This window comes from Trinickia symbiotica (assembly GCF_003028655.1).
Taxonomy (GTDB): domain Bacteria; phylum Pseudomonadota; class Gammaproteobacteria; order Burkholderiales; family Burkholderiaceae; genus Trinickia; species Trinickia symbiotica_A.
In genome coordinates this window covers 355,284-379,520 of sequence record NZ_PYUC01000002.1, presented here as the reverse complement: position 1 = coordinate 379,520, position 24,237 = coordinate 355,284, and the positions used below count along the sequence as shown (strand labels likewise).

Sequence of the window (24,237 nt, the reverse complement as noted above, 5' to 3'; positions counted from 1 at the left end):
GCGATGAGAAGGCGCACGTTCCTGTCGTGGCCGCTAGCCGCCCAGGTGGTTAGCGCTGCTTGGGCGCGCATGCCGGAATTTCCAACGGTGGTGAGCGGACAGCCTCTCGTGTTCCCGCGCGACTATGGCGCGCACTCGAGCTATCGCAACGAATGGTGGTATGTGACCGGCTGGCTGCAACCCGATGCCAACGCGGCAGCGGATGCCACGCCGAGCGCCGCCGCCGATGCATCACTGGGCTTCGAAGCGACGTTTTTTCGCTCGCGCCCGGCCTTCGACGACGCTAACCCGAGCCGCTTCGCGCCGAATCAATTGCTGTTCGCCAACGTGGCGCTGAGCGATCCGCGCGCGGGCAGCCTGCAGCACGACCAGCGCGCTGCGCGCCGCGGCTTCGGTTTGGCCGACGCGAGCGAGACGGACACCGCCGTACACATCGACGACTGGTCGCTCGAGCGCAACGCGGACGGCCGCTACCGATTGAATGTCGCCACTTCCAAATTTACATTCGCCTTTACTTTGGAGCCGACGCAGCCGGTGCTTGTCAACGGTGCAGGTGGATATAGCCGCAAAGGTCCGCTTGCGAGCGAGGCCAGCTACTACTACAGCGAGCCGTGGCTGAGAGTCGACGGCGTGCTCAAGCGTAATGGTCATTCGCCCGCCAATGGTGAGCACGTAAGCGGGCGGGCATGGCTCGATCACGAATGGTCGTCGGCACCGCTCGCGGACGTTGCGGTCGGCTGGGATTGGATCGGCATCGATCTCGATGACGGCGGGGCGCTGATGGCCTTTCAGATCCGTGACAAGGCAGGCCGCCAGTTCTGGGCAGGCGGCACGCTGCGCGCGGCCGATGGAAGCACCCATGCGCTATCCCCCGACAGCGTGAGTTTCACGCCGCTACGCCGGTGGCGTTCGCCGCATACCGGCGCGGATTATCCGGTTGCAATGCGCGTCGACGCGCAGGACCTGCATCTGATGCTCGTGCCGCTCATGGACGATCAGGAATTCGACAGCCGCGCGAGCACCGGCGCGGTGTATTGGGAGGGAGCCGTGACGGCATTTGAAGCTGGTGCGGCAACAGGCAATTCCGTTTCGGCGAGCACAAGCGCTGCAAAACCGATAGGACGTGGCTATCTTGAGCTCACGGGGTATGTTCAGCGGGTTGAGCTTTAGAAGTCGACACTGCGGTGCGAGCTAAGGCCGCGGCCCGTCAGGGGTGTCGGCCTTCTGCGGACCGCGAGGGCGAATGATCGATTGCGATGGCAGGAAAATCTGAATTTTCGGCCGCTCTGGCGGTAGACGAAATCCATCTGGTTAATAGAATTGAGCCATAGCGCCGTCGAGTACCCTGCGGCGCGTCCCGCCGGTATGGCTCGAGCTTCATAAAAACAGGTGGTCACCGCGATGCATCACGCCTTACGGATGGGACACTCACGCCGCTTGCGACGCACGGCGCTGCCAGCACTCGCACCGATGCTCATCGCCCTGTCGTTCGGCATGCCCGGGTGCGCCCACGCAGCCGGGCCTTTGCCGAGCGGCGGGCAGTTCGTCGCCGGTATGGGCTCGATCAACGGCAATGCCGGATGGCTGACGATCAACCAGACGTCGAGCCGCGGCGTCATCGAGTGGAACAGCTTCTCGATCGGCGGCGGCAATCGCGTCAACTTCAATAACGGCACGGGCGCCACGCTGAACCGCGTCACGGGCGCCAGTCCCTCATCCATTCTCGGCACGCTCACGGCTACGGGCAGCGTCTATCTGATCAATCCGCAAGGCATCGTCATTGGCTCGGGTGGTGTCATCGCGACCAACGGTCGCTTCGTCGCTTCCACGCTCGATACCGACAACGCCGCGTTCATGGCAGGTGGTCCGCTCACGTTCTCGGGCAACTCGAATGCGAGCGTTATCAATCTCGGCAAGATTGCTTCGAGCGGCGGCGACGTGTTCCTCATCGCCCGCAACGAGGTCGACAACTTCGGCAGCATCGGCGCCCCGAAGGGGACCGCCGAACTCGCCGCCGGGCAGACGGTGCTGCTGCAGGATTCGACGGGCAGCAGGCAAGTCTTCGTTCAGACGGGCAGCGGCGGTACGGTCCGCAATGGCGGCGCCATCGAAGCGGCGCAAATCAGTTTGCAGGCCGCGGATGGGAACGTCTTTGCGCTGGCGGGCAACCATGCAGTGCTGCGCGCGACAGGTACCGCCACGCGTGACGGTCATGTCTGGCTCGTCGCCGACACGGGGACGGTAGCGCTCGATAACCCGGTCAGGGCAACCAATGCTGACGGCAGCGGCGGCACCGTCGATACGGCCGCCGGCACACTGACCGTCGATCCGTCCGCGGCGGCGGTGCTGGCCGCTATGTGGAACATCGCAACGCCGGCGTTCATGATCGACACTTCGGCCGCGGCCGTCTTCACACGCAGCCTGAACGCTGGCACCTCGATCAACCTGGGGACGACAGGCGCCGGTGGCCAGACCGGAGACATCACCGTCGCATCGAACCTCCGCTGGAAAGGCAATGCATCGCTCGCGCTCGATGCGTGGCACTCGCTCACCGTCGACAAGGGCGTGAGGATCGGTAACCAGGGCAGCGGGAACCTGACGCTGCGCGCCGATGCGGCAGGCATCGACAACCAGGGCAGCGTCGTCAACAACGGTATCGTCGACTGGTCGAACAGCACCGGAACCGTGAGTGCGCTCTACGACATGAACGGCACGTACACGCCCGGCACACTCCTGTCGAACGCGGCATGGACGCCCGCGCAAGGCAGTGGACTGACAACGCAGATCACTGGCTACCAGCTCGTGAACTCGATCGCCGATCTGGAAAACATCTCGCAGAACTTGGCCGGTAACTACGCGCTCGGTAAGAATCTCGATGACGGGGGCGCCAACTTCACGCCGATCGGCAATGCCACGACGCCATTTACCGGTCAGTTCGACGGCATGTTCCATTCGATCAACGATATTGCGCTACTCACGCCGAGCGAGGGCTTTCTGCTGCCGACCGGGCTCTTTGGCGTCATCGGCAACGCGGGGGTGGTCCGCGACTTGAACCTGACGAACAGCAGGGCAGTGCTATACAACAGTCCCTTCACGCCAAGCACCTGGTCGGAAGGGGGGCTGCTCGCAGGAATCAACCAAGGCCACATCGCGAACGTGTTCGCGAGTGGCTCATTATACGGTGGGGCTGACCTCTATCTCGGCGGCTTGGTCGGCGAAAACCAGGGCCTCATCGAGCGTTCAGCCGCTGATATCACGGTCCAAAGCGTGCAGAGTGTTGGGGGCGGGCTGGTGGGGAAGAATGACGGCACGATCACGCAATGCTATGAGACAGGCATGGTCAACGCTGACCGCCCGGCCCTCAGCGTGAACGGGCTCGTCGGCGTCAACAGCGGGACGATCAGCCAGTCGTTCGTCGCGGGCCCGGTCTACGGAGATATGTGGACCGATCCCAACCCCGGCGCGATTACGAGTGGGGGCACGGTGACGGCCGACAACTACTGGAACGTCCAAACGACAGGGCTGACAAACGGCGGCGGCGCGCCCGCGAGCAACGGCTTGACGACGACCCAAATGAGCAATCCCGCTAGCTTCATCGGCTGGGACTTCGGCCCGAACGGCGTTTGGGCAATGCCAACCGGCGCGACTCACCCCGTGCTGCAATGGCAAGTCGAGCATCCAGCCGGCGGATGATCATTTATCGGTGCAACAATCATCCGGTCCCGCAATGGCAGCTTGAGCCTTGAGCGCGAGACGCGGCAACCGCCTTCGCGACCGCATACGCGCGCCGTCCTGCTGCGCCGTGCGCGTCGTGTTCGGGCTCGCGCTTGCTGTGACGCTCGCAGACGCTGGGCCCGCCTGGGCTCAGGCCTATCGCGACGTGCAGCCTTCCCCACCGCCCGCTGCAGTGCGCCCCTCCTCGCCGCCAGCTCCACCGGCCGATGCGGCTAGCTCGCAGCGGATCGCCGTCGAAACGCTGCGCAGCCTCACGTTCGTCGCCGACGCCGCCACCGCGAAGACGGAAGGCAATGCGTCCACCCGTGTCGCCGACGGCGCGATTACAGCGATCCAATTGCCCGTGCTCGACGCGTCATTCCTCGAGCGTTTTGCCGCGGACCTCGGCAAGCCGTTGACGTTCGCACGCCTCGTCGAGATACGCCGTGCCGTCGAGCAGCGCTTCCGAGATGCCGGCGAGCCGCTTGTCGATGCCTACACACCCGAGCAGGATGTAACGGCCGGCGGCGTCACGATCGTCGTTGCGCAATTTCATGTCGGCGAAGTGAGGGCGCGCGGCAACCGCTATTTCTCCGATGCGCTGCTGGCCCGCGAAATGCCGTTGACGCCGGGCGGGACAATTCGCGATGGCGACGTCGCGCTGGGCCTCGCAATGCTGAATGCGAACCCGTACCGCACCGTGGACGTGATCTATGAGCCGGGCTCGGCCACCAACTCGACCGACGTCGTGCTGCAGACTCAGGACCGTTTACCCCTGCGGATCATCGCCGGCTACGATAATGACGGCGTCCCGCAGCTTGGCCGTGACCGCTTTTTCGCGGGCATCGATTACGGGAACCTGTTCGGGCTCGATCAGCAGATTAACTACCGGGTCACCGCGAGCAACGACGTCTTCGGCGGCAATCCGGACATCGAGGGCCGGCCGGACCGTCCCCGGCTCGTCGCGCATGCCTTGAGCTACAGCGCGCCGTTACCTTGGCTCGATCGCATCGAACTGTTCGGCATGTATGCACAGAGCACGCCTCGGATGCCGGACAACTTCAGCCAGACCGGCATTTCGGCACAGTTGAGCGCACGTTACGACTGGCAGCTCCCGCCGTTCGGCCGCTGGCAACAGCAGGTTCAGTTCGGCTACGATTTCAAGCGTTCGAACAACGACCTCGAATTCGGTGGCTTCCAGGTGTTCAACGCGAACACTCACATCCATCAATTCTCGATCACATGGAACGCGAATCGTGCCGACGCCTCGGGCACGACGAGCGGGAACGCGATCATCGTGTTCAGCCCCGGCCACCTCGACGGCAGCGACAGTGACGCCGCGTTCCAAGCGGCCCGTTCGGGAGCGACCTCACGCTATACATACCTGCAGCTGTCCGGCCAGCGCGATATGAAGATCGGCGCAGGCTTCTCGTGGTGGGCGCACGGCATCGTGCAATGGACGCCCAATACGCTGCTGCCGAGCGAAGCGCTTGCTCTTGGCGGCGAAGCGAGTGTGCGCGGCTACGACCCGTACGCCATGCTTGGCGATCGTGGCTGGAACGTGCAAACCGAACTGCGCACGCCGCCCTTCGTGTTCGGCTCGAGCAGCGCCGCAGTGCAGCCGTACCTATTCGTTGACGCGGGACATGCATGGAACAGGATCAATGAGCCCTTCGAACCGCACAACGGCATGCTCGTGAGCCTCGGCGTAGGCCTGCGATTCCAGTTCTCTCGCTACGTCAATTTGCGCGCGACCTGGGGAGTGCCGCTGCGACCGGCCGTGCCGAACGGCTCGACGGCGCCGATGGGGATGCTGTCCCTCGTGGTGGGGAGCTGAAAGGCTGTCTCGGATTGTCTGATAGCCGCGCCTGATGCCTTCCCATTTCACGCCACCTCACAATCGCACCGGGCGCTAGCTGCCTATACTCATATGGCAGGATGAATGCTGAACGGCTGTTTTTCAGCAGCAGGCCACTTGTATGTGTCTTGAGCGCGTCGCTGCAAGGCCCCCATAACGAAGCCAAATCCGCAAGTCGCCGTCCGATCAACGCCATCGTTGTCCAGCAATCCCTTGAGGGAGCCACAGACATGAGCGGCACCTACAACCCCTTACTGGTTTTTGTCTCCTTCGTTGTCGCATTCCTTGCTTCCTATACCGCCTTGGAACTGGCCAGCCGAATCTCGTTGTTGCCAGAGGCACGGGGACGGACAAGCTGGCTAGTGGGTGGCGCCATCGCAATGGGGATCGGCATCTGGTCAATGCACTTTATCGGCATGCTGGCCTTCGCGCTACCGATCCCGGTCGGATACGATCTTTTCACCACGGCCGCTTCGCTCCTGATCGCGGTGTTGGCTTCATTCGTGGCGTTGATCACTGTGACGCGGGGAACGCTCTCCCGCACCCGCCTCGGTGCCGCGGGCACTCTAATGGGGCTGGGGATTGCCGGCATGCACTACACGGGTATGGCGGCGATGGAGATGTCTCCGCCGATTCGCTATACCTTCTGGATCCTGATGGCGTCGGTTGCCATTGCAATAGCAGCGTCGATCGCCGCGCTGTGGATTGCCTTCACGCTGCGCACGCCCGAGCAGCAAAACCTCGTCTCCAAGCGTCTCGGCGCGGCGATGATCATGGGACTGGCCATCACCGGCATGCACTATACCGGCATGGACGCGGCGAATTTTGCGGCGGGAAGTCTCTGTCTTGCTGCCAACAAGCTCGATGCGACCTGGCTGGCACTGCTGGTTTCAACGAGTTCGTTCACCGTGCTGATCGGGACCCTGGTCTTCCTCGGGCTTAACACCAGCAACTTGTCCCGCTCGCTCACGCGAGCAAACGACGCGTTGCGCCAAAGGGGCGCCGAGCTCGAGCGGGCAATCCAGTCGTTGCGCGACAGCCAGCAGATGCTCCAATCGATTGTCGACAACGCGTTGGACGCCGTGATCACGATGAATCGCGAAGGCGCCATCATCGGATGGAACCCCCAGGCATCGGCCATCTTCGGTTGGTCTCGTGACGACGTGCTGGGGCGTCCGTTGAACGAGACGATTATTCCGCCACGCCTTCGCGAGGCTCATGCTCGTGGCTTGCAGCGCTATCTGATCACCGGCGAGGCGGCAGTGCTGCATAAGCGACTCGAGATGAGCGCGATGCGCCGCAATGGGGATGAATTCCCGATCGAGCTCAGCATCACGCCAATCGGAACCGGCGAGCGTCAGTACTTCAGCGGGTTTTTGCGTGACATCACCGGGCGCAAGGCAACCGAGCGCGCACTGCGCGAGGGCGAAAAGCGCTTCCGGGCCACATTCGAGCAGGCGGCCGTCGGCATCGCGCATGTCGGACCGGATGGCCGCTGGCTGCGCGTGAACCAGAAGCTGTGCGACATCGTCGGCTACACACGCGAAGAGCTGCTCACGATGACTTTCCAGGACATCACGCACCCCGATGACCTGGATGCCGATCTCGCGCAGCTGCATCAGATGCTCGACGGGCAGATCGATACGTACACGATGGAAAAGCGCTACTTCAGGAAAGACGGCAGCGAGGTGTGGATCGCGCTGACCGTTGCGCTGGTGCGTGACGACGCCAACAGGCCGGACTATTTCATTTCCGTGGTCGCGGACATCACCGAGCGCAAGCGGGCCGAGGAGCGCTTCCGTCTGGTCGTCGAAGCCGCGCCAAACGCGATGATCATGGTGAACCGTGACGGCCGGATCGTCCTGGTGAACTTGCAGACGGAGAAGGTGTTCGGTTACACGCGGGATGAACTGGTCGGGCAAAGCATCGACGTACTCGTGCCGGAGCGCTTGCGGGACGGCCATTCCGGCTACCGCGCCGCGTTCTTTGGGGACCCAAAAAGTCGCCTCATGGGGGCGGGGCGCCATCTCTACGGTCGGCGTCGCGATGGCACGGAGGTGCCTGTGGAAATCGGCCTGAATCCGATCGAGATGGCCGAGGGCATGTTTGTCCTCGCGGCTATCGTGGACATCACGGAGCGGAGGCACGCAGAGGAAGCACTGCGCCAGCGAACGGAGGAGCTGGGCCGCTCGAACCGGGATCTCGAGCAATTCGCCTACGTCGCCTCGCATGACCTGCAGGAGCCGTTGCGGGCGATCTCCGGACCCTTGCAGTTATTGCGGCGGCGCTTCCAGGGACAGCTGGACGCGCGGGCCGACGAGTACATCGGGCACGCGGTCGATGGCGCCGGCAGGATGCAGGCGCTGATTGACGATCTACTTGCGTTTTCACGCGTCGGAAGGTCCGAGGAGTCGTGGCAACGTACAGACTCTGTGCGCGAGCTGGATAAGGCACTGCGGAACCTGAGCGTGGCGATCGAGGAGAGCGGCGCGCAGATCACCCATCACGGGCTGCCCACGGTCCGCGCGCTATCCGGGCAACTCACGCTGCTGTTCCAGAATCTGGTGGGCAACGCGATCAAATTCCGCAGCAAGGAGCGCCGTGTGCAGATCCATGTCGGTGCCGAAACGCGCGATGACACGTGGCTGTTCCGGGTAGCAGACAACGGAATCGGAATCGACCCGCAGCACTTCGAGCGCATCTTCCTGATCTTCCAACGTCTGCATACCCGCCGCGACTATCCTGGCACGGGCATCGGACTCGCGCTGTGCAAGCGCATCGTCGAACACCACGGCGGCCGCATGTGGGTCGAGTCCGAACCCGGCGCGGGCACCACGTTTTTCTTCACCCTGCGTCGGCCGGCCAGTGATGATCTCGAATAACAGGCTCACCAACTGTGCCCGGCACATCGCCCCAGTCGGTTACACGCTTGCCTTCGGCGACAGTTGCGCGATATCGACTGTCTGATTGGACGAACGGATCACCTTCATGGCGACCCACGCGACGAGGTATGCCGAACCACAGATCACGAAGAGGATGTTGTAGCCCGCGTTGATGTGCCCGAGCGCCTTGAAGTGATCGAGGACGGCGCCGACGAAGAGCGGGAAGAGCGTTGCGCCGAGCGCACCCGCGAGTCCGCCGATACCCACCACCGAACCGACCGCTGCCTTGGGGAACATGTCGGAGGCTGTGGTGAACAGGTTGGCCGACCATCCCTGGTGCGCGGCTGCGGCGAGGCTCAGCAGTGCAACCATCGCCCATATATCGTTGATCCACGGAGACATCACAATCGGCGTGACAAGGAACGCGAATACGAGCATCGTCGTCTGCCGTGCTTTCGTGACCGACCAGCCGCGGCGAATCAGCGACGACGAAACCCAGCCGCCACCGATGCTGCCAATCGACGTGGCGATATAGACGATGACCAAAGGAAGGCCGAGATTCTTGAGATCGAGATGGAAACGCGAATTGAAGTACGACGGCAGCCAGAACAGCATGAACCACCAGATCGGATCGGTCAGCAGCTTGCCCGTAAAGAAGGCCCATGTCGGACGGAGCTTGAGTAGCGAGACCCAACGTACCTTCGCCGGTTCGGTGCTGGAAGGCGAAGCGGCGTCCTCGCTGATGTATTCGAGCTCTGCCTTCGTGACCTTCCTATGTTTCAGCGGGGCCTGGTACATGACGTACCAGAAACCGAGCCATACGAAGCCCGTCAGACCCGTAACGAAAAAAGCTGCCTCCCAGCCATATGTAGCGGCCAGCCACGGGACGACCGCGGGCGCTGCTACGGCGCCGATGCTGGTTCCCGACGTCAGGATACCGACGGCGAGCGCCTGCTCCTTGCGGGGGAACCATTCGGAGACGCTTTTGACGGCACACGGGAAGCTTCCGGATTCCGAAATGCCCAGAAGTGCGCGCATTACGCCGAAGCCCAACGTGCTACGCACGAGCGCATGGCCGCATGCTGCGATGCTCCAAAGCACGACGCATACACCGTAGCCGATCTTCACGCCGACTTTGTCGACGAGCTTGCCCGACAGCAGCATCCCGATCGCGTAGCAGGCCGTGAACACGACGACGATGTAACTGTATTGTGTCTCAGTCCAGTTGAACTGAAGGGCAAGCGAGGGCTTCAACAATCCGAGAACCTGGCGGTCGAGATAGTTGATCGTCGTTGCGAAAAATAGCAGCGCGCAGATGCGCCAACGATATTTCGAAAGTTCCATGCCTTACTCCTGTCTCCTTGAACGCGCCTGATTGCGCATGCATCGAGCCGATGTGCCGGTTCTTTGGCATCCTGTGCCGGCAGCCACGGCTTTAACCAACTACGCCCATAAACTTCGCCATTTGCCGAACGGAACTGAGAAGAAGATGTCTGCCAAGATGTGTCCTTAAACCCAGAGCAGAAGCCTTCTGAAGAAGGAGGGTTTGCTCCGGCTTCATGATCAGGTCTGCGACAACGGCGTTCCTGTTGGAATTCGATATGTCGATTGGCATGGAATCCGATGGACTCATGCCGATCGGGGATGCATTGACGATTAGGTCGTCGGCGGCATTCGCGGTGGCTTTTGCCAATTCGATAACCACGTGCCGATACCGGTTTCGAAGTTCAGCCGCCAGTACCTCTACCGCTTCCTCGCGAATATCGGCGAGCCTCAGCACCGCAACTTGTGCCGCGCATAACGCGTTCGCGAGAGCGCGGCCCGCGCCGCCGGCCGCACCGACGAGAAGGACCTGCCGCCCGGACGCAGATAGACCCTGCTGTTCGAGGCCAATGACGAAGCCTTCTCCGTCAAAGTTGTCCGCGAGCCAACCTCCGTCTTCCAGCTTCCGGAGGCAGTTCACCGCTCCAATTGCCGCGGCACGTTCAGTCATCCGCACATCAGGCAATGAACTTGCCGCGACCTTATGAGGAACCGTAATCACGACACCCGCGAGGTTTTTCAAAGCCGCGAAGCCCGTAATGGCCTCGTGCAGTCGCTCAGGCGTGACATGCGCGGGCACCAGAACAGCATTGATGCCTTGCTGTGCGAAATACGAATTGAAGAACTGCGGCGACTTCACCTGTGAAATCGGATCGGCGACGATCACAACAATCCTGGTGTCGCCGTAGATCCACCCGGGCGACAGGGCGCAGTCGGAGGTAGCCGGATCATCCAAAGTTTGCATGACGCTTCTCGCGGAATGCCGCAACGCCTTCCGCCGCGTCCGGTGACGCCTTGCAGACTGACGCTGCGAGCTCATGTGCGTATTCGTGTTGCCCCGACTCCATCATCCGGACGAGTCGCTTGCCAACTGAGAGGGAAGTGGTTGACCGCTTCTGGAGCGTCGCGCAAACGGCGTCAACCCGAGCTGAGAGCGCATCCGCTGCGAGCGCTTCGTTGACGATGCCCCACTGAGCCGCTATGGCTGCGCCGACTGGCTCGCCCAACAGAATCAGTTCGCGGGTGCGCGTGGCACCGACAAGTTCGGAGAGGCGGGCACAGCCCATCCAGCCAGGAATCGCGCCGACCGCCGCTTCCGGGAACCCGATTCGCGCGTCAACGCTCGCGTAGCGGAAGTCACAGGCCAACGCCAGTTCGAGTCCGCCACCGAGCGCGCTCCCTGAAAGCACCGCGATCGTGGGCTTATCAAGCTCCGCGATCCTTCGGAAGACGCGGTTCCCATCGCGAATGAATCGCGTGCCCATCTGTTGTGGATCGATGTCGCCCCATTCGTTGATATCGGCGCCGCTGCAAAAGAATCGTTGACTGTTCGAAGCGAACTTGAGCACGCGCACTTTGTCGTTTCGTTCAACGTTCGCGACATACCGATCAATGTCGTCCAGCATGCCGGTCGTCAGCGCATTGTGCCGCGCTGTCCGATTGAGCGTGATCGTTGCAATCGCGCCTTCGATGGCGAAAATGACGTCGGATTCTTGCTGCATGAGCGGTACCTCTGCATCGGTAAAGGCCAGTACGATTCCCAGTTCAGTGGGCAATCGACGCTTCAAGAAGGTGCTCATCGACCAACGGAGCGAACTCCATCCGTGCAAGCACGTCCTTCTGCAAATCGATGCCTTTGGCTACTTCGATCAGGCGCACACCAAGCGGGTCGAGCTTGAACACGGCGCGCTCGGTCACGTAGAAAACCTCTTTGCCGTCGAGGCGAGCCTGAACGCCACTGAACGTCACGTGTCGAACGCTTTTCACCGCCTTGGGAACCGAGCCGGGCGAGACGATCTCGAGCGAGTCGTCGCGCTTTCTCTCGACGCGCAGGCCTTTTGCTTCGAATGCGCCGCAGAAGACGATTTTTCTGGCGCCTTGGGCAATGTCCATGAACCCGCCAGGGCCAACCACGGTGCTGCCCAGTTTCGAAACATTCACGTTTCCTTCTTGGTCGAACTCGCCCATGCCCAGGAACGTGATGTCGATACCGCCCCCGCTGTAAAAGTCGAATTGATCAACGCTCGGCACGATCGCATCAGCATTGCGCGCGGTGCCGAACATCGGGCCATCGAGCATGGCGCCACGATGGATGCCCTGTTCAACCGAGCCCCAATATTCCGAGCCGCGACCTTGCTGCGCCAGCACCGCGGGGATGGCGCCCGGGAACCCGAAGCCGAAATTCACTGATTGATTCGTGCCAAGTTCCTGGGCTGCACGCTCGGCAACAATCAGGCGGATGCCTTCGGGCATGTCTGGGTCGGCAATCTTGCCGAGCGATTCGCCACTGAGCGTGGCGTCGTACTCGCTGATTGCGCACTGCCGTTGCGCGGGGGTCTCAACGATGACGTCTACCATGACACCCGGCACGCGAACGAGACGCGCCGGCACGTGACCTTCGGACTTGCCTTTCACCTGCGCAATCACCTTGCCGCCACTGTTGTGCGCTGCGAGTGCAACGGCGTAGATGTCGAGGTCGGCGGGTTCACGGCGCGTGGACAGATTCCCGCGATCGTCGGCGGACGACGCCATGACGATGGAGAAGTCGATTTTGATTGGCTTGAAGCGCAGGTACTCCTCGCCGCCGATCTCGATCAGTTCGACGAGGTCTTCAGTAGTGGCCGCATTGAGCTTGCCGCCACCCAGTCGCGGATCGACAAAGGTCCTGAGTCCAACGCGCGTGATCACGCCCGGGCGGCCCGCGCCGATTTCCCGGAACAGCGTGGCGATCACTCCACCCGGAAAGCTGTATCCCTCGATCTGCCCCGATTCCGCCAGGGCCTGCATGGCGGACGACCACACCCAGTGGCCGCCGATGACGCGCTTGACCATGCCTACGTGCGCGAACCGGCCAACACCGCTGCCCTGACCATCGCCGACGCCCAATGCGTGAACAACCGTGAGATTGCAGGGGTGGCCCGTCTGTAGAAAGCGCGTTTCGAGTGCGGCCAGCACAGCATCCGGTTCGAGGAGTCCACCACCTGAGCCGGTAATCGCGATCGTCGCACCATCAGGAATCGAAGCCGCCACCGCTTCTGCGCTCATCCACTTGTTCACATCGCCTCCTTGTCCTCGACATCCCGGTTCGTTACATTAAAACCGAACCGGTTCGTTACTTGTGGCGAATGATGTCACGCGATGTCGATGTCTTCAAGGGCCCATAAGCGATAATCGGGTTTACGATAGTGGGCGCGTCGCCCCGAAGGGGGCCTGACATGGAATCGCCAATGGCGCTGCAGTCGGTCTGCAGTTACCGTTCAATTTTTTGGGGTTGAAGAGACAAGATGCCAACGACGACAGTCGACGGACTCAGCGAAGCACCCGTTGCCGGAAAGTTGCCGCAGCGCGCGAAGCGGACGCGCGACCCCGTCGCGACCCAGGCGAAGATCATCGCCGCAGCGAAAGCAGAATTCGCCAAAGTCGGCCTTGGCGGCGCTCGCATCGAGTCGATCGCGGAAAAGGCGGGCGTGAACAAGCGGATGATCTACGAGTACTTCAAGGGAAAAGAAGAGCTGTTTACGACCGTTCTTGAAGAGGCGTGGACGGACATCCGGACCGAGGAACAGAAGCTCGCACTCGATCATCTGCCGCCTGTCGAGGCCATCCGCACGCTGATGACCTTCACTTGGGAGTACTACCTGAAGAACCCCGAGTTCATGTCGCTGGTCAACAGCGAGAACCTGCATCGTGCGCGCCACATCAAGAAATCTCGTCGGTTCCGCGAGCTGCACCGAGGGTTCATCGACATGCTCCAGCGGATTCTCGACCGGGGAGTGGCATCGGGCGATTTCCGGCCCGGCATCGATGCAAGCCAGCTCCATCTCACACTGGCCGCAATCGGGTACTACTATCTGACGAACCGTTTCACCGGCGAAGTCATCTTTGGGTTCGACTTCGTTTCGAAAGAGGCGCTTCAGAAGCGCCTTGAATTCAACATCGATACGGTGTTCAGCCTCCTGCGCCCGCGCTGATCGCGGCGTCATCCGCCTCCTTCGCCTTTTGCCTCGGCTTTCGGTCTCGCAAGGTCTTCCGCTTCGGTGAGGGAAAACCCTTCTTTGACATCATGCAGTGTCGAGTGTTAAATAACGAACCGGATCGTTACTTATGGATTTCGGTCGCGCGGCGACGAAATGAGTAGCGCGTCAGGTACCAGATGCCAATGCAGGAGAGAGACATGAAGCAACGCCAGGTCGCGCTGGTCACGGGATCGCGCCGCGGAATAGGTCGAGCGATCGCGCTCGAGTTAGCAGATGCTGGGTTCGACGTCGCAATCACCGACGTCGAACCTTCGGACGAGCTCGAAGCCACGCGCTCCGACATCGAGCGCGCCGGCGTCGGATGTTTAGCGCTGACATCTAACCTCGCGGACATCGCACAACACGACGCGCTGCTCCAGACGGTCGAGGATTCGCTCGGCGCCGTTACCTGTCTCGTCAATAACGCCGGTGTTTCCGTCATGTCGCGTGGCGATCTGCTCGACGTTACACCTGAGAGCTATGACCGCTGCCTCAACATCAACACCCGCGGCACGTTCTTTCTGATGCAGGCGTTCGGCCGCCGGGTTGCCAAAGCGCAGCAGGGCGGTGTCAGTCGCTCGATCATTACGATCACGTCATCCAACGCCGTTGCGGCGTCGCCTCAACGCGGCGAGTACTGCGTTTCAAAGGCAGGCCTTTCGATGGCAACCACGCTGTTCTCGTTGAGACTCGCCGAGCTAGGCATCGGCGTATTCGAGGTACAGCCGGGCCTGATCGAAACGGAAATGACCGCTCCGTCCAAAGCCCGCTACGACGCGCTCATGGAAAACGGGCTGACCGCCATCAAACGATGGGGCACGCCAAGAGAAGTCGCGGTCGCGGTACGCACGCTTGCAACGGGTGGCTTGCCGTTCAGCGTTGGCCAGGCGATCCGCGTCGATGGCGGTCTCCTCGTTTCCAAATACTGACTTCGAGAGTCGAGTCATGCAAATCAAACTTCCCACGCTGGACGGCGCGCTTGTTGACTACCGTCTGACTGGCACGCCGCTGGAAGTCGTGAAGCCGGCAGCGCCATTCAACCGCATCGCATACTCGGCTGCGCACGTCGTGGCGGACCCGCTTCGCAGCGGCGAACTCGGGCAGGCTTGCGCGATCGACTGGGAGCGGACCATCGAATATCGGCGCTACCTTCTCGAGCAAGGTCTCGGCATCGCGGAGGCGATGGACACGGCGCAACGCGGCATGGGGCTGTCCTGGGAATCGGCGAAAGAACTGATTGTCCGCACACTGAATGAAACGCGCGACATCCCTGGGGCGCTGGTCGCATCCGGTTGCGGCACCGATCATCTGCCCGTCAGCGACGCGCGTTCGTGCGACGATGTGATCAAGGCCTATCTGATGCAGATCGATAGCGTCCAGCGCGCCGGTGGTCGGATCATCCTGATGGCGAGCCGCGCGCTTGCGCGTGCGGCGCATGACGCGGGCGACTATATCCGTGTCTATCGGGAAGTGTTGTCGGCCTGTGACAAGCCGGTCATCCTTCACTGGCTCGGCGAAGCATTCGATCCCGAACTGGCTGGCTATTGGGGCCACTCCGACTTCGAAAGCGCAGCAAACGTGTGTCTCGAAATCATCGCCTCGAACGAGGCAAAGGTGGACGGAATCAAGATATCGCTGCTGGACGACGCAAAAGAGATCGAATTCCGCCGTCGCCTTCCAGCATCCGTGAAGATGTACACGGGCGACGACTTCAATTATCCCGAGCTCATTGCTGGCGACGAGGTCGGTTACTCACACGCTCTCCTCGGCATTTTCGACGCGATCGCCCCGGCTGCATCGCAGGCACTTGGCGCGCTGGCAGCAGGTGATGTGACGCGCTACGACCAACTGCTCGCACCGACGGTTCCGTTGTCGCGACACATCTTCCGCGCGCCGACCCAGTACTACAAGACGGGGGTCGTGCTTCTCGCCTATCTGAACGGCTTCCAACCTCACTTCTTCATGTTGGGGGGACATCAGGGCATGAGGCCTCCCGTCTACCTGGCGGATGTCTTTCGCCTGGCCGACCAGGCCAATCTGCTGCGGGATCCTGAACTGGCGGTTGCGCGAATGCAAGGGCTGATGGCTACGCTCGGCTGCTCTGCGTAGAGGCGAACGTGCGCTTCGCGGCGCCACGGGAACTGAGTAACTGGTTGAGGCAGAAATGGACACTTTACAGGGAAAGCTGGACCGTTGCGCGATCAACACGGCAACGCTGGGGCATCGTGAGCCGTTGCACATGACGATCGACCGCATTGCGAGAGCGGGGTTTGGTGGCATCGCCCCATGGCGACACGAAGTGGAGGCTGCGGGTGTCTCGCAGATTGCCCGGCAGATTCGCGCCCTCGAACTCAAGGTGACGGGCTATTGCCGTTCGACTTATTTCCCGGCACCGTCGGCCGAGGAGCGAGCGGCAAACGTCCAGTCGAACATTCGCGCGATCAATGACGCGGCCGAACTGGGCGCGCAATGCTTCGTGATGGTTGTGGGAGGGCTGCCTGCGGGTAGTCGAAACCTGTCTGCGGCTCGCGAAATGGTCTCTGATGGAATCGCCGCGTTGATGGCCGAGGCCACGAAGGTTGGCGTACGACTTGCGGTTGAACCGCTTCATCCCATGTACGCAGCTGAGCGTTCGGTGATCAACACGGTCGGACAGGCGCTGGCCCTCTGTCGGCAACTGGATCCGAACAACGAGTCTCTTGGCATTGCGGTCGATGTCTACCACTGCTGGTGGGACCCACAGCTCGCAGAGTCGGTTTCCGCGGCCGGGAGCGAGGCACGGATCGCCGCATATCACGTGTCTGACTGGCTGACGCCGACCACGGACATGCTTCTCGATCGCGGAATGATGGGGGACGGCGTGATCGATCTGAGGGAGACCAGACGGCTGGTTCAAACGGCGGGATACAGCGACATGACCGAGGTCGAGATCTTCTCTAAAGACGTCTGGTGGAAAGCGCCGCCGGATGAGGTTCTGAAATGTTGCGCCGATCGGCTGCAAAGCGTCTGTTGAAAGTCAGATATCGGTCGAAGCTTGCTCGTACGGTTCGACGATTTCGCTGAATGCCAAGCTGCTCGCGAAAACCGTATGCGGCCATCGCCTGCGCTGAGCCGGTCGTCGATGACGGTGTCTACCGCCACGACGTCGTTGCGCGAACGGTGATTTCGGGGCTTGTGTAAGTGCGCGCCTTTTCCCAGAAGGGCGGTCGCTGGTTCAATCCCAGCCGGGCGCCAACGAGGCTTTCCGCGGTTCAGGCGTGTGCTTTCGAGGCATGCAATTGCAGCCCGAGTGCCCTGATTACCTTGAGGATGGTATCGAAGCTTGGATTGCCTTCACCCGACAGTGCCTTGTAGAGCCCTTCGCGGCTGACGCCGGCGTCACGAGCAACTTCGGACATACCGCGCGCGCGCGCAATCACGCCGAGCGCATGGGCGATGAACGCGGGATCGTCGCCACCCTCTTGAAGACAGGCTTCAAAATATTCGGCGATGTCATCTTCCGTTTTCAGGTGTTCGGCCGAATCCCACGGCCGAGTCTTGATTTTGCTCATGTCGCTTACTCCATATCAAGCTGCCTGAGCAGCTTGTGAGCCGCGCGGATATCGCCATCTTGGGTTGATTTATCACCACCCGATAACAGGATGATCAGTACAGATCCGCTTTGTACGTAATAGACCCGATAGCCTGGGCCGTGATCGATGCGCATCTCAATAATCGGTGAACCTGCTGACTTCCAATCGCCCGGATTTCCCATCGCGAGTCGATCGATTCGGGCCTGGATACGGCGCTTTGCGATGCGGTCGCGCAGGCCGTCGAACCATGTGTCGAATACTTCGGTCGTGCGGATGTTCAGCATCCCCGCATTGTGAACCATAGGCTACGGTTTCGTCAACTATGGTTCACAGCGTTTCAGCCCGGCGAGGGAAAGCCGCGCGACGGCGAGTCGTTCGACTGTTGATGAAGCGCTGCGGTCCCGCTTTTCGGCACTGAGCGAAGCCTATCGGCTGCGTGCGCGAGTTGATGCTCGATCGCCTCTGGTTTGGTCGCGTCGAAATCGAACCGAACAAGGTCTACCATTTGAGGTGAGATAGGAGCTCTCATTGGGGAGGAGCCGCCCTGGGTCATAGCTCTGAGGGTGCTGGACGCGCAACGGCGCCTCTTCACCTATCGCAAGAATGATCCGACGAGATCAATCGTTCTTCAGCGCAATAGCGACCATGTCACACTTTGCCGAAGTACCCCCCGAGACCGTCAGAAAGTGGCAAGAGATCGTCAATCTACTCGCCGAAATCATGCGCGTTCCTTCCGCCTTGATCATGCAAGTGGAGCCTCCGAACATCAAAGTCTTCGTATCCAGCGAGTCCACGGGGAATCCTTACGAGCCGGACGAAACCGCGGCTTTGAACACGGGCCTTTATTGCGAGACCGTGATGAAGACCTGTCAACCGCTGCTCGTCCCTGACGCTCTCCAGGACGAAGACTGGAAATCGAACCCTGATATCAAACTTGGAATGATTTCTTACTTGGGTGTTCCAATCAGTTGGCCAAACGGCGAGATCTTCGGAACGATCTGCGTTCTCGACAGCAAAAAGAACAGTTACAGCGAGACTTTCCTCAGACTTCTACTCATGTGGCGGGACGTGTTGCAGGATGACTTGAGAACGTTCGCAACGCTGAACAAGCAACTCGAGGAGCGCGACGCGAAGATCCGGCACCTATTCGACGCTGACCTTATTGGGATCTTCATCTGGGAGCTCGAAGGCCGGATCATCGAAGCCAATGACGCGTTTCTTCGCATCGTGGGCTACGAGCGTGAAGACCTCATCTCGGGTCGCGTCCGCTGGACAGACCTGACGCCGCCGGAATGGCTCGACCGCGACATCCAACAATGGGTGCCAGTATTCAAGGAAACCGGCCACTTGCAACCGTTCGAGAAGGAGTATTTTCGGAAAGACGGCAGCCGGGTGCCCGTGCTGATCGGCGCGGCGAGCTTCGAAGATGGCGGGGACCAAGGTGTCTCTTTCGTGCTCGATTTGACCGAGCGCAAGCGCGCCGAGGCCGAAGCACGTGAAAGCGAGCGCCGCTACCGCGAGATCCAGAGCGCGCTGGCGCACGCAAACCGCGTGATGACCATGGGGCAGCTCACGGCCTCGATCAGCCATGAAATCAGGCAACCGATCGGCGCGTGCGCCACCAACGCCGAGGCGGGTCTACGCTGGCTGAGAGCACCGTCGCCGAATCTGGAGGAGGTTCGGCAGGCGTTCGAACGTATCACCAAAGACGCAAGGCGGGCGAGTGAAGTGATGAACCGCATTCGTGGGCTCGTCAGGAACGCCCCGACGGATAAGGAGTGGTTGCAGATCAACGAGGCGATTCGCGAGGTCATTACCCTGACACGCGCTGAGGCCGAGAAAAACAGCGTTTCTGTGCGGATGGAGCTTGCGGAGGACCTACCGCTCGTTCAAGGCGACCGAGTGCAGCTCCAACAGGTGATGCTGAATCTAGTCATCAACGCCATCGACGCGATGAGCGTGGTTGATGACGGACCGCGAGAACTGACGATCAGCACCGGCAGGGATGAGTCGAATGCAGTCCTTGTTACGGTGCGCGATTCGGGGCCGGGTGTCCGCCCCGAAAACGCCGAGCACCTCTTCGAGCCGTTCTATACGACGAAGGCTGGGGGAATGGGCATGGGTCTGTCCATCTGTCGTTCGATTGTGGAATCGCACGGGGGAATGCTACGGCTGAGCGCGAACGTGCCTCGCGGCGCTGTTTTTCAGTTCACCGTGCCCGGCGATGGAGACGGCGCATTTCGGCCGAGCACGGCTCAGGAAGGGGTGCTGAGCAATGAAAGCGAGAATGACTCGCGGCAACCACGGTGCCCCTAGCAACCCGGGCGTCGAAACAGATCCTGACGTCCGCAGATTCCCACAGACTCGCGGCAACGAGTCGTCCGCTCGGCTTGCCTTTCGGACATCGACGGACGGCATACAAAGGTTCGATGCATTGCCAGCTGTTCGACACGGAGTGCGAGCCGAACAATAAGGAAGGGGAGGGCAGTGCGCTCGCGTGAGATTGGTGCAAGGTTGGTGCAATCTGCGAGCGGTGGGCAAAGGGGGCAGTGAGCTGCGAATACGATGCTTGACTGTCGGCTACGTAGGTTCTCGTTAAGATTTTTCGATAAAATGGGCTGAAAATGCGCGTCTAGTATAAAATTTCGATTCCCGTAAAAAAATTTCGAGTGTCGATGGCCACAATCGGCTACGCCCGTCTTGTCGAGCAGCTCGCGCTGCGCGTGCGTCCATTGCGCACCCCGGCGGCCATCAGCGCCTCAGTCAACCGACGGGTCGACACGCCGACCCAGGTCTTGTTTCCACGCGGTGTGGCGATCGAAGATTCCATACTCGGTCACCTCGAGTTTGCGCTCAGGCATGAGGGCGTCAACCTTGAGGTCATTGATGCCGTCTACGAACACCTTCTGCCGCAGGACCTGATAGGGCGGCTCAACGCCGCGCCTACTGGCGCGCATATTCGGCGCGCATGCTTCCTGTGGGAGTGGCTGACCGGGCAGACGCTTCCCATCGAAGCGACTCCGACTGGCGGCTACGTCGAACTTTTTCCGAGCGACAAGTATGTGACCGCGGCCAATCCCCGCCACAATCGCAAGTATCGGGTTCGCGATAACGCGCTCGGGACCACTGACTTTTGTCCGACAGTCCTACGCTCGTCGGTGCCGCTGGCTCCGAGCCTGACGGATCTGCTCGACCAAGCCCGGCGCACACTCGCCGCCGTAACAGACTCCTCCCTATATGAGCGCGCGGTCAGCTACCTGTATCTGTCGGAAACGCGGAGCAGCTTTGCCATCGAGAACGAGCGGCCCAGTTCGGACAGGCAGGAGAGATTTGTCCAGCTACTTCGCCGGGCCGGCGAAACCACGGCTGTGAGCGAGGACTGGCTGGTTAGCCTTCAGAATGTGGTCGTGCGCGACGCGTTCAGCCGCGAAGCCTCCTACCGGGCCAGGCAGAACTGGCTCGAAGATGCATCAGGCCGTGTCACCTTCTTCCCGCCTGCGCCTGACGAGCTTCAACGGGCGATGGCAGGCTGGGAAGCATTCACCAATGACAGCCAGCGTTGTACCGATGCGCTCGTCAAGGCAGCCTGCTCGGCGTTCGGATTTGTCTACCTGCACCCGTTCATGGACGGTAACGGCCGCCTTCACCGCTTCCTGATCCATCACGTCCTCACGCATAGCGCGACGCTGCCCAATGGAGCTGTCGTGCCCGTGTCGGCCGTCATTCTTAAAAACATCCCGGACTACCTGAGCGTATTGACGGATTTCTCTCGACCCGTGACCCAGCTCTGGGAGTACGTGCGTGGTGAGACCGAACCGATTGTGACGCGCGCCGCGCCCGGTCGAGCCTATCGTTTTATGGAGCTGAGCCGCGAGGTCTCGTTTCTGCACAACATGATCCAACGCGCCGTGGAAGACGAGATACCGCGCGAGCTCGCCTGGCTGCGCGGATACGATCGCGCCTTTCAGCAAGTAGAAGCGGAATTCGATATTCCCCGCAGTGACCTGTCAGCGCTTATCCGGATGATCCACTCGAATCAAGGGAAGCTGTCGGCCGGAAAGCGCAAGCAGTTCTACTACCTCCCGTCCGCTGTCATCGACCGAATCGAAGAGTTGGTCACCGCGGCGTTTCAGCCCGGCGAGGGACAGCCGAGCGATGGTGAGTCCGGCGAATAACAATATTTCGAATATCCCGGCGAAGATTGGGAAAGCTGAACGAGCTTTTCGAGCGGACGAAGACTTTTTCGAGTCAACGCGCGTGCGGCAACAAAATTTCGAGGCTTCGCGGCAGCGTCGTGTTGCTTCATATCATCCTGACCTTCGGGTGACGCACGAGCGGAGCAGCGGCGCCGCCGTCACTGGCACGCGCCGGAACCTCCGATGGTGCCGTGACCGGAATGCAAAGTACTTGCTATCGCTTTGTGGGAGCGGGTTGGGGCGGACTCTCAGGGCCGAGATACCACCAGGAATACCACCGGACGTAGGCTTGTTACCTGGCTGACGAGCGACGAACGCGAAACCGGCTCTAGTCCGATCGGCAAGCGGGTGATGTGTTGCGTCGCAGCCCCTCCAATGTCACGCTCCCCAGCGTCGCGATTCAGTCTTGCGCTTACCCGGCTCCTGAACTCAATAGGGTGGCCCCTATCGCATGCGGTGCAATCCCGCAGACAAAAAAGAACGCCGCCGTCGAATTCAGTGAGTCCATATGTCTCCGACCGACCAAAGTGACGCGAGCCGCGAAAACCCGCGACCCGAGCGCAAATGCCAACTATTTGCCGGCGGCTACAGCTGCGTCCTCCACCCACTTGCCGAGGTTATCCCTACCGTTGCCGTTGTTCCACAGGTAGTGGTTGTACCCCTTGACTCGCAGGCTGCAACACTCAGTGGTGTTCCCGCCCATATCCTTGATCTTGCTGATATCGATGGTCAGGATGCCATTTCCTCGAGCGATACTCTGGTCGATCTCGTACTTAACCCATCGGCTCTTGTTCGTATTCGCACCGACCAGCACGACCGTGACTGTCGTGCCTTCGAGCTGCTTGTCAATCCATGCTCTGATGGCATTGTCGCCCTTGCGCTCGACCTCTTCGAAGTCAGCCTTATCGATAAACCCCGACTTGATTGCGCCTGTGATGACATTGCTATTGCGCACATTCATGGCACGCTGGACGTCATCATACTTGAAGCTGAAGAAGACTTTTCTTGCCATTTTCTGTCCCTAGATAATTTTCAGAAGTGTCAACACAATTCCCATGGCGGCATCGAAATCCGTTTTATCGTCGCCAAGGGCCTTCAGGAGCGGCAATATTTGAGCTCCGTTCTGGTGCTTGGTTGGATCAAAACCTGCCAGCACCTCTTCCCAAATCTTGCGGGTTATTGAGCCGGTAATGCCGACAGGGATGACGAAGACACCTTTCTCGCGAGCAATGTCGAATTCCTCGCGCATTCCGTTCGATTCGACAACGGTATCGCCTTGCAACTTGTTCCCGAATAGGAAGATAGCGATGCCCGCGTGGTCAATCATCGTATGGCGATACTCTCGCCACAGTTCTCGGAGCGGCCGAGTTCCGGACTGAGTCTGGGGAAACGGTCGTAGAACCAACTGCTCGCTATCGAGGCGCCCTCCGTTCATGATGGTCTGCTCGAGGACGCCCGTGATGACCGCGCTGCCGACACCTAGACCAAACCCCGAGATGACCCGGAAGTCTGCCTTGCTGATTTCGCGACTCAGGTTGTACACAAACTTCTCAGCCTCGGCCTGGCTCCACGGCGAGTAATCGTGCGCGGCACCCGAGATAAAAATCGTTCGCCGCTTGTGCTTGTCCTCAACAGCTTTCAGGATAGTTGTTATCTCTGCGTACTCGTCAACGTAGGTCGTCTTGATACCAACGCGCAACAGTTCCCCTTCGAACAGCTTCTCTTTCCGCTGCCTATACTCGAAGTCGGCCTTGCTTTCGCCCGCATCTTGGCTTACACGCCGCAGAATGCAATGATGCTGCCGCTGGTCCTTTCCATACTGAATGCGGACACGGCTGAGGATGTATTCAAGATTCGGGTCAGTAAAACTGAACCCCAAGAACAGGAAGGTCTTTGACACCAGGTCGCCGCTCAGTGCTGTAATGAACGGTTGCATTGCCAGGTGGTAGCGCTCGTAGTCATCGCGAATCAGCACAGCTTCCGATGCGTGGTCGGCATCACCGTGCATTTTGTAGACGATGGCGTCTCGGTGGCGACGCGTCGTCGCCAGCTGCTTGACCGTGTACTTGACGTCAGCAATTTTTCCATTTGACTCAAGAGACGATTCGATCAGCTTGTCGTAATTTGTTGTCCAGAACGTGTAAATCGGCAGCCTAGCAAGAATGCGGTGATTCTCCGTAGGTGCGAGATCCGTAGAGAATTCCGTCACTAGAAGCTGGTTGAGCTTTGCTCGATTTGCGTGATTGATGTTTGTGTGGTACTGCGCCAATGTGACAAGATCCCATTCTTTTTCCACATCAAGATCGAGATCGTCTGCAATCGGCTTTAGCAAAGTTTTCCAATCAACGTATCCGGCCCCGCGCGAAAATCCCGCACCAGCGAATATTGCGAGGTTTCCTTCTTCCAGCTCTTTGGAAAGGGCCTCCACGAGCTTTATTTGGTCTCTATGCACATGTT

Annotated in this window: 18 protein-coding genes and 1 tRNA gene; 11 read left to right on the top strand and 8 right to left on the bottom strand. The window is 60.5% G+C overall.

Going from position 1 to position 24,237, the window contains the following annotated elements; all coding sequences use genetic code 11:
• Nucleotides 1-3 precede the first annotated feature (3 nt).
• The 4 genes from C9I57_RS05165 to C9I57_RS05150 all read left to right on the top strand — a co-directional run bounded on the left by C9I57_RS05165 (nucleotide 4) and on the right by C9I57_RS05150 (nucleotide 8,454).
• A complete protein-coding gene (locus tag C9I57_RS05165; RefSeq protein ID WP_107149558.1) occupies nucleotides 4-1,170 on the top strand; it encodes a lipocalin-like domain-containing protein in 1,167 nt (388 codons plus the stop codon).
• 249 nt (nucleotides 1,171-1,419) lie between these two features.
• Nucleotides 1,420-3,693, top strand: a complete 2,274-nt coding sequence (locus tag C9I57_RS05160; protein ID WP_258187508.1) for a two-partner secretion domain-containing protein — start codon at nucleotides 1,420-1,422, stop codon at nucleotides 3,691-3,693.
• 109 nt (nucleotides 3,694-3,802) lie between these two features.
• Nucleotides 3,803-5,551, top strand: a complete 1,749-nt coding sequence (locus tag C9I57_RS05155; protein WP_258187529.1) for a ShlB/FhaC/HecB family hemolysin secretion/activation protein — start codon at nucleotides 3,803-3,805, stop codon at nucleotides 5,549-5,551.
• Between the two features lie 251 nt (nucleotides 5,552-5,802).
• A complete protein-coding gene (locus C9I57_RS05150) occupies nucleotides 5,803-8,454 on the top strand; it encodes a PAS domain S-box protein (protein WP_107149556.1) in 2,652 nt (883 codons plus the stop codon).
• Nucleotides 8,455-8,493: 39 nt separating this feature from the next.
• Here C9I57_RS05150 and C9I57_RS05145 read toward each other — a convergent pair whose 3' ends face one another.
• The 4 genes from C9I57_RS05145 to C9I57_RS05130 form a co-directional block, all read right to left on the bottom strand.
• Entirely contained in the window at nucleotides 8,494-9,798 is a 1,305-nt protein-coding gene (locus tag C9I57_RS05145) for an MFS transporter (protein WP_107149555.1), read from the bottom strand.
• 91 nt (nucleotides 9,799-9,889) lie between these two features.
• Nucleotides 9,890-10,741 (bottom strand): shikimate dehydrogenase family protein, encoded by an 852-nt coding sequence (locus tag C9I57_RS05140; RefSeq protein ID WP_107149554.1) that lies wholly within the window; start codon nucleotides 10,739-10,741, stop codon nucleotides 9,890-9,892.
• Nucleotides 10,725-11,564 carry an enoyl-CoA hydratase/isomerase family protein gene (locus C9I57_RS05135; protein WP_258187507.1) on the bottom strand — a complete coding sequence of 280 codons (840 nt, stop codon included), beginning with the start codon at nucleotides 11,562-11,564 and terminating at the stop codon, nucleotides 10,725-10,727. The genes C9I57_RS05140 and C9I57_RS05135 overlap by 17 nt, the downstream gene beginning before the upstream one ends.
• The gene (locus C9I57_RS05130) at nucleotides 11,542-13,053 is read right to left on the bottom strand and encodes an acyl CoA:acetate/3-ketoacid CoA transferase (protein WP_107149552.1); all 1,512 of its coding nucleotides are present in this window, start codon (nucleotides 13,051-13,053) and stop codon (nucleotides 11,542-11,544) included. The genes C9I57_RS05135 and C9I57_RS05130 overlap by 23 nt, the downstream gene beginning before the upstream one ends.
• 227 nt (nucleotides 13,054-13,280) lie before the next feature.
• Between C9I57_RS05130 and C9I57_RS05125 the strand changes: the two genes are divergently transcribed.
• From C9I57_RS05125 to C9I57_RS32635, 5 genes are all read left to right on the top strand, one after another.
• Nucleotides 13,281-13,967 carry a TetR/AcrR family transcriptional regulator gene (locus C9I57_RS05125; protein ID WP_107149551.1) on the top strand — a complete coding sequence of 229 codons (687 nt, stop codon included), beginning with the start codon at nucleotides 13,281-13,283 and terminating at the stop codon, nucleotides 13,965-13,967.
• 203 nt (nucleotides 13,968-14,170) lie between these two features.
• Nucleotides 14,171-14,941: a 3-ketoacyl-ACP reductase gene (locus C9I57_RS05120; RefSeq protein WP_107149550.1), complete on the top strand. Its 771-nt coding sequence runs from the start codon at nucleotides 14,171-14,173 to the stop codon at nucleotides 14,939-14,941.
• Between the two features lie 16 nt (nucleotides 14,942-14,957).
• Complete coding sequence (locus C9I57_RS05115; RefSeq protein ID WP_107149549.1) at nucleotides 14,958-16,121, top strand: dihydrodipicolinate synthase family protein; 1,164 nt, start codon at nucleotides 14,958-14,960, stop codon at nucleotides 16,119-16,121.
• Nucleotides 16,122-16,176: 55 nt separating this feature from the next.
• Entirely contained in the window at nucleotides 16,177-17,025 is an 849-nt protein-coding gene (locus C9I57_RS05110; protein ID WP_107149548.1) for a sugar phosphate isomerase/epimerase family protein, read from the top strand.
• 128 nt (nucleotides 17,026-17,153) lie between these two features.
• Nucleotides 17,154-17,246 (top strand) — tRNA-Leu (locus C9I57_RS32635).
• Between the two features lie 17 nt (nucleotides 17,247-17,263).
• On the opposite strand, the gene C9I57_RS05100 is transcribed toward C9I57_RS32635, so the two are convergent.
• Together C9I57_RS05100 and C9I57_RS05095 are read right to left on the bottom strand one after the other, a co-directional pair.
• Nucleotides 17,264-17,563 (bottom strand): addiction module antidote protein, encoded by a 300-nt coding sequence (locus tag C9I57_RS05100; RefSeq protein WP_107149547.1) that lies wholly within the window; start codon nucleotides 17,561-17,563, stop codon nucleotides 17,264-17,266.
• A 5-nt stretch (nucleotides 17,564-17,568) separates the two neighbouring features.
• The gene (locus tag C9I57_RS05095) at nucleotides 17,569-17,868 is read right to left on the bottom strand and encodes a type II toxin-antitoxin system RelE/ParE family toxin (protein WP_440130178.1); all 300 of its coding nucleotides are present in this window, start codon (nucleotides 17,866-17,868) and stop codon (nucleotides 17,569-17,571) included.
• 361 nt (nucleotides 17,869-18,229) lie between these two features.
• Here C9I57_RS05095 and C9I57_RS05090 point away from each other — a divergent pair, with 361 nt between their 5' ends.
• Complete coding sequence (locus C9I57_RS05090; RefSeq protein ID WP_258187506.1) at nucleotides 18,230-19,900, top strand: GAF domain-containing sensor histidine kinase; 1,671 nt, start codon at nucleotides 18,230-18,232, stop codon at nucleotides 19,898-19,900.
• A gap of 359 nt (nucleotides 19,901-20,259) precedes the next feature.
• Nucleotides 20,260-21,759, top strand: coding sequence for a Fic family protein (locus C9I57_RS05085; RefSeq protein ID WP_107149545.1), 1,500 nt, complete (start codon nucleotides 20,260-20,262; stop codon nucleotides 21,757-21,759).
• A 592-nt stretch (nucleotides 21,760-22,351) separates the two neighbouring features.
• Here the strand turns inward: C9I57_RS05085 and C9I57_RS05080 are convergent.
• Complete coding sequence (locus C9I57_RS05080; protein ID WP_107149544.1) at nucleotides 22,352-22,792, bottom strand: TIR domain-containing protein; 441 nt, start codon at nucleotides 22,790-22,792, stop codon at nucleotides 22,352-22,354.
• A 9-nt stretch (nucleotides 22,793-22,801) separates the two neighbouring features.
• Complete coding sequence (locus C9I57_RS05075) at nucleotides 22,802-24,208, bottom strand: SIR2 family protein (protein ID WP_258187505.1); 1,407 nt, start codon at nucleotides 24,206-24,208, stop codon at nucleotides 22,802-22,804.
• Nucleotides 24,209-24,237 lie beyond the last annotated feature (29 nt).